This window comes from Brevundimonas sp. (assembly GCF_041919755.1).
Taxonomy (GTDB): Bacteria; Pseudomonadota; Alphaproteobacteria; order Caulobacterales; family Caulobacteraceae; genus Brevundimonas.
Map to the genome: position 1 here is coordinate 429,664 of NZ_JAYRTD010000001.1, position 14,961 is coordinate 444,624.

General features: G+C 63.2%; 17 protein-coding genes and 1 tRNA gene. 9 read left to right on the plus strand and 9 right to left on the minus strand.

Annotation, left to right across the window (positions count from 1 at the left end; translation table 11 throughout):
- Window positions 1–3: 3 nt before the first annotated feature.
- The 4 genes from flgH to ACE3TH_RS02310 all read left to right on the plus strand — a co-directional run bounded on the left by flgH (window position 4) and on the right by ACE3TH_RS02310 (window position 3,711).
- The gene (gene flgH / locus ACE3TH_RS02295) at window positions 4–747 is read left to right on the plus strand and encodes a flagellar basal body L-ring protein FlgH (protein WP_296169449.1); all 744 of its coding nucleotides are present in this window, start codon (window positions 4–6) and stop codon (window positions 745–747) included.
- Window positions 748–860: 113 nt separating this feature from the next.
- Window positions 861–1,298 carry a hypothetical protein gene (locus tag ACE3TH_RS02300; RefSeq protein WP_374596929.1) on the plus strand — a complete coding sequence of 146 codons (438 nt, stop codon included), beginning with the start codon at window positions 861–863 and terminating at the stop codon, window positions 1,296–1,298.
- A 15-nt stretch (window positions 1,299–1,313) separates the two neighbouring features.
- A complete protein-coding gene (locus ACE3TH_RS02305; protein ID WP_374596931.1) occupies window positions 1,314–1,820 on the plus strand; it encodes a hypothetical protein in 507 nt (168 codons plus the stop codon).
- Between the two features lie 79 nt (window positions 1,821–1,899).
- On the plus strand, window positions 1,900–3,711 hold the full coding sequence (locus ACE3TH_RS02310) for a DUF885 family protein (protein WP_374596933.1): 1,812 nt from the start codon (window positions 1,900–1,902) through the stop codon (window positions 3,709–3,711).
- On the opposite strand, the gene ACE3TH_RS02315 is transcribed toward ACE3TH_RS02310, so the two are convergent.
- Genes ACE3TH_RS02315 through msrA form a run of 3 tightly spaced genes read right to left on the minus strand, consistent with a single transcriptional unit; the run spans window position 3,677 to window position 5,267 of the window.
- Entirely contained in the window at window positions 3,677–4,210 is a 534-nt protein-coding gene (locus ACE3TH_RS02315) for a cytochrome c (RefSeq protein WP_374596935.1), read from the minus strand. The genes ACE3TH_RS02310 and ACE3TH_RS02315 overlap by 35 nt on opposite strands.
- A 59-nt stretch (window positions 4,211–4,269) precedes the next feature.
- Window positions 4,270–4,617 (minus strand): MmcQ/YjbR family DNA-binding protein, encoded by a 348-nt coding sequence (locus tag ACE3TH_RS02320; protein ID WP_374596937.1) that lies wholly within the window; start codon window positions 4,615–4,617, stop codon window positions 4,270–4,272.
- A 2-nt stretch (window positions 4,618–4,619) separates the two neighbouring features.
- The gene (gene msrA, locus ACE3TH_RS02325; protein WP_374596939.1) at window positions 4,620–5,267 is read right to left on the minus strand and encodes a peptide-methionine (S)-S-oxide reductase MsrA; all 648 of its coding nucleotides are present in this window, start codon (window positions 5,265–5,267) and stop codon (window positions 4,620–4,622) included.
- Window positions 5,268–5,402: 135 nt separating this feature from the next.
- On the opposite strand from msrA, the gene ACE3TH_RS02330 reads away from it, so the two are divergent.
- The 3 genes from ACE3TH_RS02330 to ACE3TH_RS02340 all read left to right on the plus strand — a co-directional run bounded on the left by ACE3TH_RS02330 (window position 5,403) and on the right by ACE3TH_RS02340 (window position 6,768).
- A tRNA-Ser gene (locus ACE3TH_RS02330) sits at window positions 5,403–5,492 on the plus strand.
- Window positions 5,493–5,893: 401 nt separating this feature from the next.
- The gene (locus tag ACE3TH_RS02335; protein ID WP_374596941.1) at window positions 5,894–6,412 is read left to right on the plus strand and encodes a hypothetical protein; all 519 of its coding nucleotides are present in this window, start codon (window positions 5,894–5,896) and stop codon (window positions 6,410–6,412) included.
- A gap of 17 nt (window positions 6,413–6,429) precedes the next feature.
- Complete coding sequence (locus ACE3TH_RS02340) at window positions 6,430–6,768, plus strand: hypothetical protein (protein ID WP_374596943.1); 339 nt, start codon at window positions 6,430–6,432, stop codon at window positions 6,766–6,768.
- Here ACE3TH_RS02340 and ACE3TH_RS02345 read toward each other — a convergent pair.
- Genes ACE3TH_RS02345 through ACE3TH_RS02355 form a run of 3 tightly spaced genes read right to left on the minus strand, consistent with a single transcriptional unit; the run spans window position 6,765 to window position 9,036 of the window.
- Window positions 6,765–8,393 carry a recombinase family protein gene (locus ACE3TH_RS02345; RefSeq protein WP_374596945.1) on the minus strand — a complete coding sequence of 543 codons (1,629 nt, stop codon included), beginning with the start codon at window positions 8,391–8,393 and terminating at the stop codon, window positions 6,765–6,767. The two genes, ACE3TH_RS02340 and ACE3TH_RS02345, sit on opposite strands and share 4 nt — an antisense overlap.
- A complete protein-coding gene (locus tag ACE3TH_RS02350) occupies window positions 8,390–8,830 on the minus strand; it encodes a DUF2924 domain-containing protein (RefSeq protein WP_374596947.1) in 441 nt (146 codons plus the stop codon). The genes ACE3TH_RS02345 and ACE3TH_RS02350 overlap by 4 nt, the downstream gene beginning before the upstream one ends.
- Window positions 8,827–9,036: a hypothetical protein gene (locus ACE3TH_RS02355; RefSeq protein ID WP_374596949.1), complete on the minus strand. Its 210-nt coding sequence runs from the start codon at window positions 9,034–9,036 to the stop codon at window positions 8,827–8,829. The genes ACE3TH_RS02350 and ACE3TH_RS02355 overlap by 4 nt, the downstream gene beginning before the upstream one ends.
- Before the next feature lie 109 nt (window positions 9,037–9,145).
- On the opposite strand from ACE3TH_RS02355, the gene ACE3TH_RS02360 reads away from it, so the two are divergent.
- Window positions 9,146–10,600 carry an ADP-ribosylglycohydrolase family protein gene (locus tag ACE3TH_RS02360; RefSeq protein WP_374596951.1) on the plus strand — a complete coding sequence of 485 codons (1,455 nt, stop codon included), beginning with the start codon at window positions 9,146–9,148 and terminating at the stop codon, window positions 10,598–10,600.
- A gap of 3 nt (window positions 10,601–10,603) precedes the next feature.
- Here ACE3TH_RS02360 and ACE3TH_RS02365 read toward each other — a convergent pair whose 3' ends face one another.
- Window positions 10,604–11,419: a hypothetical protein gene (locus ACE3TH_RS02365; protein ID WP_374596953.1), complete on the minus strand. Its 816-nt coding sequence runs from the start codon at window positions 11,417–11,419 to the stop codon at window positions 10,604–10,606.
- Between the two features lie 120 nt (window positions 11,420–11,539).
- On the opposite strand from ACE3TH_RS02365, the gene ACE3TH_RS02370 reads away from it, so the two are divergent.
- Window positions 11,540–11,743, plus strand: coding sequence for a helix-turn-helix domain-containing protein (locus tag ACE3TH_RS02370; protein WP_374596955.1), 204 nt, complete (start codon window positions 11,540–11,542; stop codon window positions 11,741–11,743).
- Window positions 11,744–11,896: 153 nt separating this feature from the next.
- On the opposite strand, the gene ACE3TH_RS02375 is transcribed toward ACE3TH_RS02370, so the two are convergent.
- Together ACE3TH_RS02375 and ACE3TH_RS02380 are read right to left on the minus strand one after the other, a co-directional pair.
- On the minus strand, window positions 11,897–13,606 hold the full coding sequence (locus tag ACE3TH_RS02375) for a restriction endonuclease (RefSeq protein ID WP_374596956.1): 1,710 nt from the start codon (window positions 13,604–13,606) through the stop codon (window positions 11,897–11,899).
- A gap of 622 nt (window positions 13,607–14,228) precedes the next feature.
- Window positions 14,229–14,921: an IS110 family transposase gene (locus ACE3TH_RS02380; protein WP_374597106.1), complete on the minus strand. Its 693-nt coding sequence runs from the start codon at window positions 14,919–14,921 to the stop codon at window positions 14,229–14,231.
- Window positions 14,922–14,961 lie beyond the last annotated feature (40 nt).

Consider the following 14,961-nt stretch of genomic DNA (forward strand, 5'->3'; position numbering starts at 1 on the left):
TTCATGCGTACCGCCCTGATCACCACCGCTGCCCTCGCCTCCACCCTGGCGCTCGGTGCCTGTTCGACGGCCGTCGAAGCCATTCGCGGGCCGGAACTGGCCCCCATCGGCTATCCGGCGGCCCTGGTCCCGACAAGCCAGGTCTATCTGCCGACCCCGGAGCAGCAGCGGGCGGATCGCGCGGCCAGCGCCAACAGCCTGTGGCGGGTCGGCTCGCGTACCTTCTTCGGCGACCAGCGCGCGCGCCGCGTCGGCGACATCCTGACCGTCAACATCGACATCGACGACCGCGCCCAGACCCAGAACTCCACCCAGCGCAGCCGGACCAATGACGCCTCGGGCGGGGTCACCAACTTCTTCGGCCTGGAGAACAGCCTGGGCCGCATCTTCCCCGGCGGTTTTGACCCCGCCAACATGGTCGGAATCGAGGGCGAGTCCAACGCCAGCGGCTCGGGCTCGGTTAACCGGTCGGAGCGTGTCTCCTTGACCATTGCGGCGGTCGTCACCGACGTCATGGCCAACGGCAATCTGATGATCCAGGGCCGTCAGGAAGTTCGCACCAACCGCGAGGTGCGCGAACTGACCGTCGCCGGCATCGTACGGCCCGAAGACATCAGCTCGGCCAACACCATCGCCCACACCCAGATCGCCGAGGCCCGCATCAGCTATGGCGGTCGCGGCGACATCAGCCGGGTTCAGGCGACACCGGCGGCCCAGTCCCTGGTCGAGCGGTTCAGCCCGTTCTAGGGCCGAAAGGCATGCAGTCTTGGACGGGCCGACGCCGCCTCATCCTTGACGGCGGCGGAACATCCCGGGCTTGATGATCGTTCATCGCTTCGAACGACAGCGGGGTCGCGACAGTGTCCGTACTTTCAATCCTGGCGACCCTGATCGGTGTCACCAACCTCCATGCCGCACAGGACCCCGCCTGGACCTGGACGCTTTATGCCGACAGCGCCCCCGTCGTGCTGGCCAATGAGATTCCCGACACGCCCAACCTGCGCACCACCCTGGAGTGCGACCCGGGGTCCAGCGTGGCGCGGGTCACCCTGTATCAGGCCGCAGGCATGACCGGCATAACCCGTTTGGCGGCCGGCTCATCGACCGCCATGACCGAAAGCGAGGCCGGGCGCGGCGGGTCGGCAAAACTGGCCCTGCGGACCGACCACCCGGTTTTCGCCGCCTTTGCCGCGGACGGCAGCCTGTCGATGACGGCGGGCGAGACGCGACGCTCCATCGAAATCCCCCAGGTCCACCTTGCCAAGCTGCGCCGGTTCGCCGAGCTTTGTTCCGGCTAACGGTCGGAGTATCCCATGCGTCTTGCGTCCCTGCTGATCCTCTCGGCCACGACCGCGCTGGTCGGTGCCTGTTCGACGACGACGCCGGAAAACCCAGCCGCAACCGTCCCAAACTCCGGCGCGCCGCAACCTGTCGAGGGCTACGACTGGTTTCTGTCGGAAGACGGCTCCAACGCCAAGCTAGCCTACGGAACGGCTGACAGCGACGACCTGAAGTTGGGCTTGGAATGCTCGCGAGGAACCGGCAAGCTGGACCTCACCGCCAGCGCGGACAAGGGCGCGTCTGCGGAAATCTATATTGAATCCGGCGGCGACACCGAGCGCTATGCCGCTGCCGCCGAGCCCGCCGAAGTCCACGACGGCCTGATCATGACGGCCGAGGCCCAAGCCAATGCCCCGGTCTTCCAGCGTTTCCGTCGGATCGGCTGGCTGGCTGTGTGGCAGGGCGGCACGCGCCAGACCTACGTGCCCCAGCCCGGCTCTCGCGACCGCATCGAACGGTTCTTCGCTTTCTGCGCCTAGAGTTGGCGATCATCGCTTGACGGGAGGCCACGCCTCCGATGCATTCGCCCGGAGCCCGTCGGGGCTTTTGGGGGTTTGCATGAAATCCGTCATCGCCATCAGTGTTCTGGCCCTGCTGTCAGCAATGCCCGCAGCCGCGCTGGCCCAGAACGCCGGCCAGGCTTCTGGCAATCCGGCGCAGGCCCAAGCATTGGATGCCGACCTGGCCGCAGTGCTTGCTGATTACGAGGCCTATCTGAAGGCCAATGATCCGATCACCGCCGGCATGGACGGCGACCGTGCCGCCCTGTCGCGCCTGCCCGACATTTCGCGCGAGGCCGAACTGGCGCGTCGCGCACCGCTGCAGGCCTTCAAGGCGCGGCTCGAAGCGGTTCCTGGCGCTGGCTTGTCGGACAACGAGGCCCAGAACCGCGCCTTCCTGCTGTTCCTGATCGACCGGGATTTGGAAGGCATCGACCTGGACACCAGCCGCCTGGCCCTGAACTCCGAAGGGGCGATCGGCCAGTCCCTGGCCTATATCGCTTCGGTTACCCGCATCGCGAACAAGGCCGATGCCGAGGCCTGGCTGTCTCGCCTCTCCGGCATGCCCGCCATGTATGACGCGACCCTGGCCCATGCCCGGCGCGGCGTGGACACCGGCCTGATCCAGCCCCGTTCCGTCGTCGAAAGCGCGCTGACTCTCGCTCGGGGCGATGTCGGCCGGACACCTGATAACGACCCCCTTCTGGCCCCCTTAAAGGCGTTACCCGACACCATCCCGGTCGCCGATCAGGCCGCCCTACGCGCGACGGCCGTAGCTATCGTTGCCGAAGAGATTGAGCCCCGCCGAGCAGAATGGCTGCGCTTCCTGACCGATGACTATCTGCCCGCGACCCGTACCGAACCCGGCATCGGGCAACGGCCCGGCGGGCGCGATCTCTATGCCTATTTCGTTCGCGGCTACACCACCACCGACCTGACGCCCGATCAGGTTCACGCCATCGGTCTGGAAGAAGTCGCGCGCATCCGCGCCCGCATGGACGAGGAATTGCAAGCGGCGGGCTGGACGGGCGACTTCGCGGGCTTCCTCGCCTTCCTGCGTTCCGATCCACAGTTCTATGCCACGACCCGCGAAGACCTGCTGGAAAAGGCGTCCGAGATGGCCAAGCGAGCCGACGACGGCCTGCCCGCCCTGTTCGGCACCCTGCCCCGCCTGCCCTATGGCGTTCGGCCCGTCCCGCGCGAGATCGAGGCCAACTACACCACCGGCCGCTACTCCCCCGGCTCGCTCAAGACCGGCGTGGCGGGCGGCTATCTGGTCAACACCTCCAGCCTCGACCAGCGGCCGCTCTACGAACTGCCCGCCCTGACCCTGCATGAAGCCGTGCCCGGCCACCACCTCCAGATCGCCCTGCAGCAGGAGGCCGAGGATCAGCCCTATTTCCGGCGCGGGGCCGACGTCACCGCCTTCGTCGAGGGCTGGGGCCTGTATGCCGAGTTCCTGGGCGAGGAGATGGATTTCTACCGTACGCCCTACGAACGCTTCGGGCGGCTATCGTACGAGATGTGGCGCGCCTGTCGACTGGTCGCAGACACTGGCCTGCACTGGCTGGGCTGGGACATCGAACAGGCCAGAGCCTGTTTCCGCGATAACTCGGCCCTGGCCCCGCTGAATATCGAGACCGAGCTTCAACGCTACATCGGCTGGCCCGGCCAGGCGACGGGCTACAAGATCGGCGAGATCCGGCTGCGGGCCATCCGCACCCGAGCTGAGGCCGCCTTGGGCGACCGGTTCGACATCCGCCGCTTTCATGACGCCTTGCTGGTCGACGGTCCTCTCCCGCTGGAGCTTCTGGACGCCCGCATTGACCGCTGGATCAGCGAGGAGGCGGCGCGCCCGCAGGCATCTTGATGTTCAGGTCCTCATAAGGCGTGGTCGGCATTTGACCGGGGGGCAGACCGTCCGGCACCGCCTCGCCCGGCTCGCCGGGTAGCGACCGGATGTAGCGATAGATGGCCCGCTTGTCGGCGTCGTCCATGGCCCTAACGCTGGCCCAGGGCATGATCGGTCGCGCATCTCGCGTCGACAGCATATCGACCCAGGCGTCTTCCGTCAGGTTGGCCGCCGTCAGCCTCAGATTGGCGGCATAGGTTGTGCCCCACGGACCATAGAAGCCCACCCCAGTGCCTCGCAGCGAGTCCGCCTCTGGCACCGGAGGCGACCCCGGCGCACCGCGCGGTGAATGGCAGTCGTTGCAACCAGTGATCTGGACCAGATACCGCCCGGCCTCGATGTCCGTCGCCGCCACCACCCGCGTGCTTTGCGGTGTCGTTACTTTGACCTGAGCATTTTCGCAGGCCCCGAGCAGGGCGATAGCACCCAGACCCACCGCACAGATCACAAGCCGCATCCCGCCCTCCCCCGAAAAGCGGGCGCAGAGAACGCCGGTTTGCAGGATTTGGCAAGGCGCTAGGCGTTGAGCCCGAACGCCGCCCGTGCCTTCTTCGTCAGCTTGGCCGCGATAATCCCGTGCGCGATCGCCAGATGCTCAGCCAGTTCATCGTCTGGCCAAGCGTCGATATCGTCCAGATGCACCCATTTCGCTCGCGCCAGATAGGGGGCCGGGCGAGCGCGGCCATCCTCGGTCAGAACCTCATAGGCGATGTCCGACACCTTGAACGACAGCCCGCCCTGCCCGCCGACCATGGCGAACATCTTGCCTCCGACCTTGTAGCAGTCATGGTCGTCACCAAAGGGATGATCCAGCGTAACCCCGGGCAGGGCCAGGCAGACCTTGCCTACGCCCTGCCTATCCATGATCAGGCCTCTACGCCGACGCCGATCGGGCAGACCACGCCCGTCCCACCAATCCCACAATAACCGGCCGGGTTCTTGGCCAGATAGCCCTGGTGATAATCCTCGGCGAAGTAATAGGGCCCAGCGGGCGCGATTTCGGTCGTGATCTGACCCCGTCCCGCCTTGGACAGCGCCGCCTGATAGGCCTCGCGCGACTTCTCCGCCTCGGCCTTCTGTTCGTCGTTCAGATAATAGATGGCCGAGCGATAGGTGCTTCCGATGTCATTGCCCTGACGCATGCCCTGTGTCGGATCGTGGTTCTCCCAGAAGGCCTTCAGCAGTTCGGCATAGGTGATCTCCGCCGGGTTGAAGACCACCTGCACCACCTCCGTGTGGCCCGTACGCCCGGTGCAGGTCTCTTCATAGGTCGGATTGGGCGTGATCCCGCCGGAATAGCCGACGGACGTCACCCAAACCCCCGGCAACTGCCAGAAGATGCGCTCCACGCCCCAGAAGCAGCCCATGCCGAAAATCGCCGTCTGAAACCCCTCCGGATGCGGCCCCTTCAGCGGGCGACCCGAGACGAAATGCACCTCGTCCGTCCGCAGCGGCGTCTCGCGCCCCGGCAGCGCAGTCTCGGCGGTGGGCAGTTCGGTTTTCTGAAACAGCATGGCGATAATCCTCACGAAATCGGCGTTCCATCCATATGGGGGCAACAAGGCCGCTTGCCGAGGGGGTCCGCTTGTTCTATCAGCCTGCCCTCCGCTGGATCGACCGTCCGGCGGCTTCACGCGCGTCGTGGAAATGGACAGGTGGCGGAGTGGTCGATCGCGCACGCTTGGAAAGCGTGTGTAGGTGAAAGCCTACCGAGGGTTCGAATCCCTCTCTGTCCGCCACGCCCAACCCCAATATCCAGCTAGGTTGAAGCGCAAAGCCAACGGCTGCGCATGAACGAATGCGGTCTAGAGAATCTCCGTCGCCATCTATCGCCTTTAAGGGCGGCTGGGACCTATTGGCGGAGAAACCGAAAAATCGTTCGGATAAGTCGGGTGAGCGTCACGAAAGCACTGGACCGCGATCACCGAGCTGGCGAAATCGCTGCGGCTGATCGTACAGCCGCGCGAAATCATCGGATCGACGCCCAAATAATTTCCCAATGATTTCGCGGTTTCAACACTGATTTCGGAGCTTGCCAATGATTTCGTCGCTAAGGCCGGGGAATTTCATCGAGGGCCGTTCCATCCGAGTGCGGTGTGAAGCCGTGCCCTGCTTCGATCTCGATCAGGCTTTGCGCCGATTGAAAACCAACAAAACCGGCGGTGTGCGCTGGATGTCCAGCGACGGCCGCGGCCTGATCGGCCAGGGGGGCTTCAGAAACCACCACGATCATATCGATTTGATCTACCGGTTTGGCGGCCAAAGCGAACAATCCGAGCTCCCCCTAGAAATCCTTGAAACATCTACCGGCGTAACAAACAGACGCCGTCGCACGACTTGCCCCAGATGTGACAGCATCGCATCCCGTCTTTACTATGTCAATACTTATTGGGCTTGCCGCTCTTGCCACAAACTTGCCTATGGCTCGCAGCTAAAGACCCAACAGGAAGACCTGACCGAGAAGTGGTACAGGGCCAACCTGCAACTCAATCTGCCCCGTAAAGCCGGCGAGCACCGCAAGACCTATGAGACGCGCATAGCAAAGGCGCGCGCGACCCTGGACAGCATGAAGCACTACCCACGCGTCGGTGAAGACGGGCCGCCGGCTACGCCCACGATCAACGCCGAGTATTGGGCCGGTACCGAAGAACCCTATTGAAAGCCGAGGAAATGACGATGGATCAGTTCACCCGCCCTACCGCCGACCTGCGCAGCATCCAGCTTGCATTGAGCGGCGAGTTCTATGACCGCGCAGACGTCAAGCGTCGCATGATTGGCGAGGTTTATCGACCTTGGGAGCTCAAACTGGCTGACGAGCGCTGGGTCGCGGACCTCACGCGTAAGCTCTGCAAAGAACGCTGCTTGAGCCACGTGCGCAAGGGACGGATCTGTACGCGCCCGTTGCCTGATCTGCCGTTTGAGGAAGCCGAGGCGCTGTTCAAGGCTGGCAAGGCCCGCCACGCGAGCCGCAATGTCCAGCCTTATGACCCGCTCGACCGTATCCGCCTGGCCTAGTGGGATGTGGCCAGAAGGTCCTGCTGCTGGTCCCAACATAATGGCAGCGGCCGCATAGCCTTCAACGTCATGGTGGTGAGGCCTGGGGCCTGCCTTCCCTGCAGGATCGATTGCTTGATGGTTGGAGCCAGAAACGCCAGGTCGATCACCTGGGCGACATAGGCCGGCGTGACACCTTCGCGCTCAGCTAGCGCGGTCAGTGTCGCCACCCTGCCCTGCGCGACCTCGTCAAACCAGGTCGACGCCAGGGCGATCAGGTTGATCAGTTTCTGGTCCGGCCCCTGGCTTTGACCTTCGACGACCAGCTTCAGATCGCGGCCGCGTCGGGCGATCGAGATCGGGGCAGTCAAATCGGTCTGGACGAGCGTCAAGCCCGCTAGCGCATCCGGACGCAACGTCAGCGCAATCTGATCAGGGCCCAAGACCACTGCGTCGACCATGGCCCGCAGTCGCTGGCGCAAACCCTTCGGGTTTTGATCCTCCAGACCGACCGATGCAGCGCGTGATGCCTTGATGGCAGCATCAGCGTCGTGACTGGTCTTTGCTCCGGTTGCAGACAGGACCCGTTCCTCCGCCTTCAGGAACTCGCGCAAGGTGTCGAGCACTGCTTGGTCCATGGGTTCAGCCGGCAGCCGCAGGGCGTCGTCAGCTCCTTCGGCGGCGCGCGCGTAATAGCGGTACTTGCGGCCCCGCCGGTTGGTGTGAGTGGGCGTGAACCGCCGCCCCTGCCCGTCGACCAGCAGGCCAGCCAGCAGGCTGGGCTCCGTCGCATTACCGCCCATAGCGCGCTTGTGCCGGTTGGATGCGATGATCGCTTGGACCATCTCAAAGGTTTCAGGGTCGACGATTGGCTGGTGCTGGCCTGGGAAGTGTTTGCCCTTGTGCTTGACCTCACCGACGTAAATGCGGTTCGCCAGCAGGTGATAGACAGTCCCACGGCTGTAGGGCTTGCCGCCGGTCTGCCCTGCAGCGCTCTTGCGGGCCTTGGTCCGCAAGCCCTCAGCCTCGGCCAGGGGTAGCAGCTTGTCGACACTACAGGTCTGCAGGAACAGGGCGAACAGCCGGTTGACCTGGCTGGCTTCGGCCGGGTTGACGTTCAGCTTGCCGTCACCGGCGTCGTAACCAAGCGGAGGCAGTCCGCCCATCCACATGCCCTTGGCCTTGGAGGCGGCGATCTTGTCGCGGATACGCTCGCCAGTAACCTCGCGCTCGAACTGGGCGAATGACAGCAGCACGTTCAGCGTCAGCCGTCCCATTGAGGTGGTGGTGTTGAAGGCTTGAGTGACCGAGACGAACGAGGCCTTTGCGGCGTCCAGAACATCAACGATGCGGGCGAAGTCTGGAAGCGACCGGGTCAGCCGATCAACCTTGTAGACGACGATCACGTCGACCTTGCCTGCCTTGACGTCCTCGAGCAGCGCCAGCAGCGCAGGTCGTTGCATATTTCCGCCGGAGTAGGCCCCGTCGTCGTAGGCGGTCTCGACCAGCGTCCAGCCTTCGTGCTGCTGGCTCTTGATATAGGCCTCGCAGGCCTCGCGTTGGGAATGCAGAGAGTTGAAGGCCTGCTCCAGACCTTCTTCGCAGGATTTGCGGGTATAGACGGCGCACCGCAACACGGCTGTCATGCTGCCCTCCCCCGCGCCAGATCAGTCCGACCCTTGACGCCGAAGAAGACCAGACCATTCCATTGGGTGCCGGTGATTTTGCGCGCCACGGCCGATAGCGATCGGTAGGTCTCGCCATCATACAGGAAGACACCCTCTACGGCCTCGACCGTGTGCAGTTCGCCTTTCCAGCTCCGGATAAGCTTGATGCCCTGGGGCTTGGCATCAGCATGATCATTGGCTGCTTTGTTTGTGCGGACAGCCCGATGCGCTGTGCCCATGGTGACGTCGCCATGCCTCTGAGCCTGAAGCTTGTAAGCAATCGCCCGGGCCAACAGCCCGCATCGGAAGGACGGCGGCGCAGGCGTGCCATAAAGGACTTGCCAGCGCTGGCGCAGCTCCTCGAGCCCGGTATGCTCGAGGCCAGCCAGTGCCTCCTGCAACGGTTCTGCATTCACAGTGTGCCATCCGGTTCATCGCCGGTAAGGACAACAGCGGCTGCGATCAGCGTCCGTGCCTGGGTGACCGTGGCGAGCAACCGGCGGTGCATCGCGCCTTCCCCCCCTTGGCCTTCCAGTATTGCCAGGCCAGCCGCATCTTCGAGCATGCTGCCCGCAATCGCGGCCAGCGCCTGGCTGGTCTCAAGTCTGAACGTCTTATCCATCGCGCATCCGGTCTCCCATTCCCAAGGGAGGCGGACAGACGCTCCGTTCTCTGTGGATGTCCAGTCTGCGGATTAGACTTTTACTCCGGTTGAGCATATCTCGGCGTTTATGACCCGAACATCGATATCTCATCCGCTGCAGATCGCTGCCGTCGACACCCTGCCGGGCCATGGCCGCGTCGGCATCACCTTCTGCCCTGGCAAGTTACAGCCATCTGCTGCCACCGGAGCCTGGGACCGGGACCTTTCGACGGACATCAGGGCCATCGCGGATTGGCGCGCAGCCGCGGTGCTGACTCTCGTTGAAGATCACGAACTGGTCGGCCTGAAGGTTGAGGGTCTCGGGACGGCGGTAGCCCGAGCGCATATGGATTGGCTGCATGCGCCGATCCCAGACGCGGGTGTCCCGAGCGCGGCTTTTGAAGCCGCGTGGGTCGACATTGGTGAAGGTCTGCGGGATCGGTTGCGTGCAGGGTTTGATATACTGGTCCACTGCAAGGGCGGCCTAGGGCGCGCCGGCATGGTCGCGGCACGCCTGCTGGTCGAGCTTGGGGTTGACCTCGAGACGGCCATCACTCGCGTTCGACAGGCTCGGCCGGGTGCGATCGAGACGTCGGCCCAGGAGGCCCTCGTCCGCAGGACGCCGATGGTTCCTGAGCGCCAGCCAGGAACCTCTGCAGACCATATCCGTGACCGCGCCCGTGGCGCGCTGCTTGGATTGGCGGTTGGCGATGCCCTGGGCACCACGCTCGAGTTCAAGGTGCGCGATGCCTATGAGCCGCTGACCGATCTGGTGGGCGGCGGGCCGTTCCGGCTGAAGCCTGGCCAGTGGACCGACGACACAGCCATGGCCTTGGCACTGGCCGACAGTCTGGCTGAGCAAGGCGGGCTTAATGAACAGGACCTGCTGGCCCGCTTCCATGACTGGTGGCAGAACGGCACCTATTCCTGCACCGGACGCTGCTTCGACATCGGGGTGACGACTGCTCACGCCCTGTCGCGCTGGAAGGCGACAGGCAAGGACCATTGCGGTTCGATCGACCCGCAGACCGCAGGCAATGGTTCGCTGATGCGGCTGGCGCCCGTCGCCATTCGCTTTCGAGATGATCGAAGTGCTCTTCGCGATGCCGCCGCCCGGCAATCAAAGACAACCCATGCCGCGCTTGAGGCGATAGATGCCTGCGTCCTCTATGCGGAGATGATGGCGGATGCCATCAACGGAGCTCGGCGCAGTGAGGTGCTGAAAGGCCGTGCGGGGCCATGGGCAGGCAAGATCGACACGATCAATCAAGGCTCCTGGCGAGGGCTTGGCCGCACGTCGGTCAACGCCAGTGGCTATGTCGCCCATAGTTTGGAAGCGGCACTCTGGGCGACGGGTCGAACGTCGCGGTTCGATCGAGCCGTCCTGCATGCCGCCAACCTCGGCCAGGATGCAGACACAACGGCGGCCATAGCAGGTCAGCTTGCCGGAGCTTTGTCTGGCGCGTCCGGCATTCCTGCTGGCTGGCTGGCAAAGCTGGCATGGCGCGATCGGCTGACTGCCGCCGCCGACCTGCTCTTTTAGCCGTTATTCGTTCTGGCCACGGGCAGCCTGCCAGGCCCGCCACAGCACCAGGGCGAAGTCTTCGTCGGGCTCGGAGATGACAAAGGTGATTGGCTTGCCCTGTGTCTTCTGAATGGTGACGCCATCATTATAGGCCGTGATGTCGATGATGCCGGTCAGCTTGGCGGTAATGGCGCGCTCCGGCGAGCGGAAAATTAGCCGTTCGCTGGTTACGGTCAGGTCGCCGCCGCCTAGGCGATGCTGGTAAGGCAGGCTCTGGCGATTGACGCCGAATTGGCCGACACGAAAGCGAACGCCCGCGATGATCGGCAGACTCAGCGTCAGACCCGCATAGGACACCCCGACGGTCTTGGTGCGGTCTTCGAACGCTTCACAGAAGACGACAGTGTGAGCCACTTCCTTGCCGACCAATCCGAGGTCTGTCGGTACCACCGGCAATGGCCCGTGTGCCAACTCCCAGGTGCGGCGCGCGTCGAACAGCGCCAGCTCGGTTTCTTCGGTCCACATCGGACCCAGCCCCACCGATCGGACGAGATCATCGAGCACCGCGTCTTCGCTCGGAGACAAGCTGCCGTCCTCCAGGAACATCAGGAGCCGCCGACGGATGTAGGCACGGGCCTCTTCCTTGAAGAGGGCATCAGCACGCTCACGGTCGAGGCCGAGATAGGTCCTGAACCCCTCCAGAACCCCGGCATCTTCGGCGCAGAAGACCCCGTCACACAGCAAAGCCGTGATGGCCGAGCGATACCGCCCGTCCTGTTCGCCAAAGATCTGTTCGTTCTGCTGTTCGATTACCGGGCGGTTGTCGATGTCTGTCAAAGCTATGCATCCCATGAGTCTCAGTCACACTCACGGACACATCCAACAGCCCAAGCCGTCAAGTCCTATTGTGACTCATAGGCTGTAGCCTGATCGGATGCATTGACCGCCTGTCGCCCCATGGATGTGCGCAGCCGGCTCGGCGCAAATGTAAAGCGACTGAGAGAACAGCTTGGCCTGTCGCAGGAGCAGCTTGCCTTCGACGCGGAGATGCACCGGACCTACATCTCAGGCATCGAACGTGGGGTGCGCAATCCGACAGTGACCGTGCTTGAACGGCTAGCAATAGCGTTGAAGACGAAGAGTTCGGACCTGCTGACCTAGCTCGCTGGCAACTGGTAGAGCTTCAATATGAATCGCATCGCTAACCTCAAGCCTGATCTGCGCCAGCATCTGACATTTGCTCGGCAACCCAAAGCGGACATCGAAAGCCGCCGCGTTGCTTCGTTCTACCTGGCAACACCGAGCCAGCGCCAACTAGACAACCAAGCTTCTCGCTTCTCGGATATCTATCCGCGCTTTGTAGCCGTGCTTCTCCATGAGATGGAGCAGATTGGCACCGTTCAACAGAGTTAGCGGTTTGCCAGTCGCGAACTGATAGGCGTCCGGTCCGTAATCCGCGGTAGTGACCAAGATGCCCTTCGAGGCACCCTCGTTCATCACAGTTCCAAACAAGTCCCGCACCGCGGAGACAGTGACGGTTCGCGTGTAGCGCTTGGCTTGGATCACGATCTTGCCGCCGCTAATCGGGTCCGGGTCGAAAGCGATGGCGTCGACCCCGCCGTCACTACTTGAGCGCGTGACCTTCACCTCGCCGCCTCGCAACCGGAACTCCTGCTCGAATACCTCCCGTACGAGATGCTCGAAATCTTCCCAAGGCATGGCAGCTAGATTGGCACCCGCCTCCATCCGCTCTCCCACGGCCTGGGCGTCGATGAAGCGCAAATCTTCCCGTGCCATCTCCATGATTGGGGGGATGGGGGTCAGCGCAGCGAGACTGGCAGCGGACACACCCTTGAGGCTTTTGAAGCAAGATTTTGGGTCCACCCGCGAGAGGTCGATCGCTTCGAACGCCGGGCGGTCCACCAACACCGAAACTAAGCAGGACCGGGCCGGCTGGCCCGTACGGCGGTCGATGAAATCGACATAACCGTTGAACAGGATCTTCTCGATGTTGCGGTCCACATCGGCCTCGAAAAGCTCGTGGATCGTGCGAAGGCAAATTTGATAGGCGACAGCCTCGAAGTTCGCCTTCTGCTCACGGTCGCTGATTTGCGTCTCCTTCAGCTCTCCGGTCGCCTTAATGAATTTGACGCTTTTCGTGGCGGGCAAATCATCGATGGAGGGCAGGCTATAGCTCAGCAACAGCAGTTTGTCCGACGGCTGGTATTGGACGGCGTAGGCCTTTTCGAACAGGCCGTCGTAATCCGAAGCTTCGAGTACCAACGTTGCGTGCTCGACAACAGCTTCAGGGTCACCGGTCGCCAGCGAGGCGATGAGACCATCGACCTTGGCGTTAGAGGCCGACTGTCCGGCCAAGAAGGCGATCTTTGCCGCCTCATGCTCGGTCCAGAAAGCGTCGTGCGCCTTCTGCCAGTTTGCCACCTCCTTCTCATGTACAACACGCCGTAGGGCTTCCTGACCGTCCCAACTGGTGACGCGCTCCCGATAATGGCCGACAGCCTTGGCCTCAATCTCAGCCGCCTTTCCGGTCAGCTTGCTCCACCAAGATATGGCGGGAGCCTCATAGGTCGGCGGCTTCCCTTCCTCGAACTGAGGCTTGGACCGCTCGTAATGCTTAGGCATTGGGTAGTCGCGGCGATCCTTGAGCGCATCCCAATCCACCGCATCGTTCACCGAGAGCGTATAGGCCAGGAGTCGGTGCAGCCCGTCGAGCTTCTGAATAGCCGCGGCGGACAGATCTTCTGCGGATGATTTGCCTGACTGCAATGTCGCGCGCAGCCGGTGTTGAACGTACTTTTCGTCCCAAGCAGCAATAAGCGCGTCGGCCTTGCTCTGGAGAATGAAAATCTCCGGTGCGCTCAGTTCGCGGTGGAGGTTCATGGCCGTGTGGCGGACGTCTAAGTAATAGCGGAGGATCCGCGTTCCGGACGCGTTCCAGCGCGCCGTCAAACGGCCCAAGACGATGTTTTCGATGTTGTTTGAGTGGATAACAATCTCGGCCATGTCGCTACGCCCCCTCCGCCGACAGAAATTCCAGTGCTTCCGAAGTGGTCGGGCCGAGCGTCATGATGATCGTCGGCCGACATAGAACCGGCAAATCCCAAACTGCTGCCAAGCCGGACCCCCGAGACCAGTCTCACTATCTTGAGTTCAGCTCCGCCGCAACGAAACTCAGCGATGTAGAGGGGGTGCGAGGGTGGGCCCACCGCGGCCGTAGCAGGCGCGCCAACCTAGTGCGTCCCAATACCGGCAAGACCCCTGTCCAAGCCAAGTCAGGTATTTTCGTCCCTCATGTTGCTAGGGCTCGCACCGTCGCATGATCTTGCCCTAACTGGCGCATCCCTGATCTGAAGTTGCGCCATGTGTGGACGGCTCTCCGTTGGCAAGGGTTGATCTGACGTTCCGCTGAGCCTGGTCGGTGCGGCCATGTGTTCGACCTGTTGGTGCGGTACGCATGACCGCTGGCCATAATGCCTTCCGCGAAGCCGGGTCCCGACCAAAAGCACGCGCTCGAGGCGCTCTGGCGCAAGTGGGTTTTCCCGCCTTCCGGTATCGACCGGCTGTCGCATTACATCCTGTCCGCCCTTCCCAAGTCCGTCGGTCTCCGCTGAGCCTCGACCTGTCTCTATGCCGCGAGCGGCTCCCTGTAGCGCTCACCCGAAGTCATGATCGCCCAGACCATTCGCGCGGTCTTGTTGGCGAGAGCGACGGCTGCGACCTTCGGCGTTCGTCGAGCTAGCAGCTGGACTAGCCACGGCCGGCGCGTGCCGTTCCTCACGGCGTAACGCACGACCGCCAAGGCGCCGACGACCAGCATCTGTCGCAAATAGCGGTCACCCTGTTTGGTGATCCCGCCCAGCCGCTCCTTGCCGCCGCTGGAGTTCTGCTTCGGAACGAGGCCGATCCAGGCCGCGAGGTTGCGACCGGTCTTGAAGGCCCGTGGATCAGCGATCGTGCCAACCAAAGCGCTGGCCAGAAGCGGGCCCACGCCGGGAATCTCCATCAGTCGGCGCCCGACCTCGGTCGATCGGGCGTTGGTCCGGATCAGTCGGTCGGTCTCCAGGACTTGCTCGTTCACCAACTGAAGCTGCGTAGCCAGCATGGCGAGGCACCCTCGAGCCTCGACCGGAACACGCTCGTCAGCCGCGTCGTGAACCACCTCGATCAGCGAATGCAATCCCTGCCTCCCGACGGCGGCGGCCATGCCGAACTCCGCCATGTGGCTGCGGATCGCGTTGGAGATCTGGATGCGCTGGCGGATCAGGATCGACCGGGTCCGGTGTAGCACCATCACGCTCTGCTGTTCCGGCGACTTCAGGCTGCCGCCTTGCGGGACGCGCTCAGGGGGCTAGGGAACC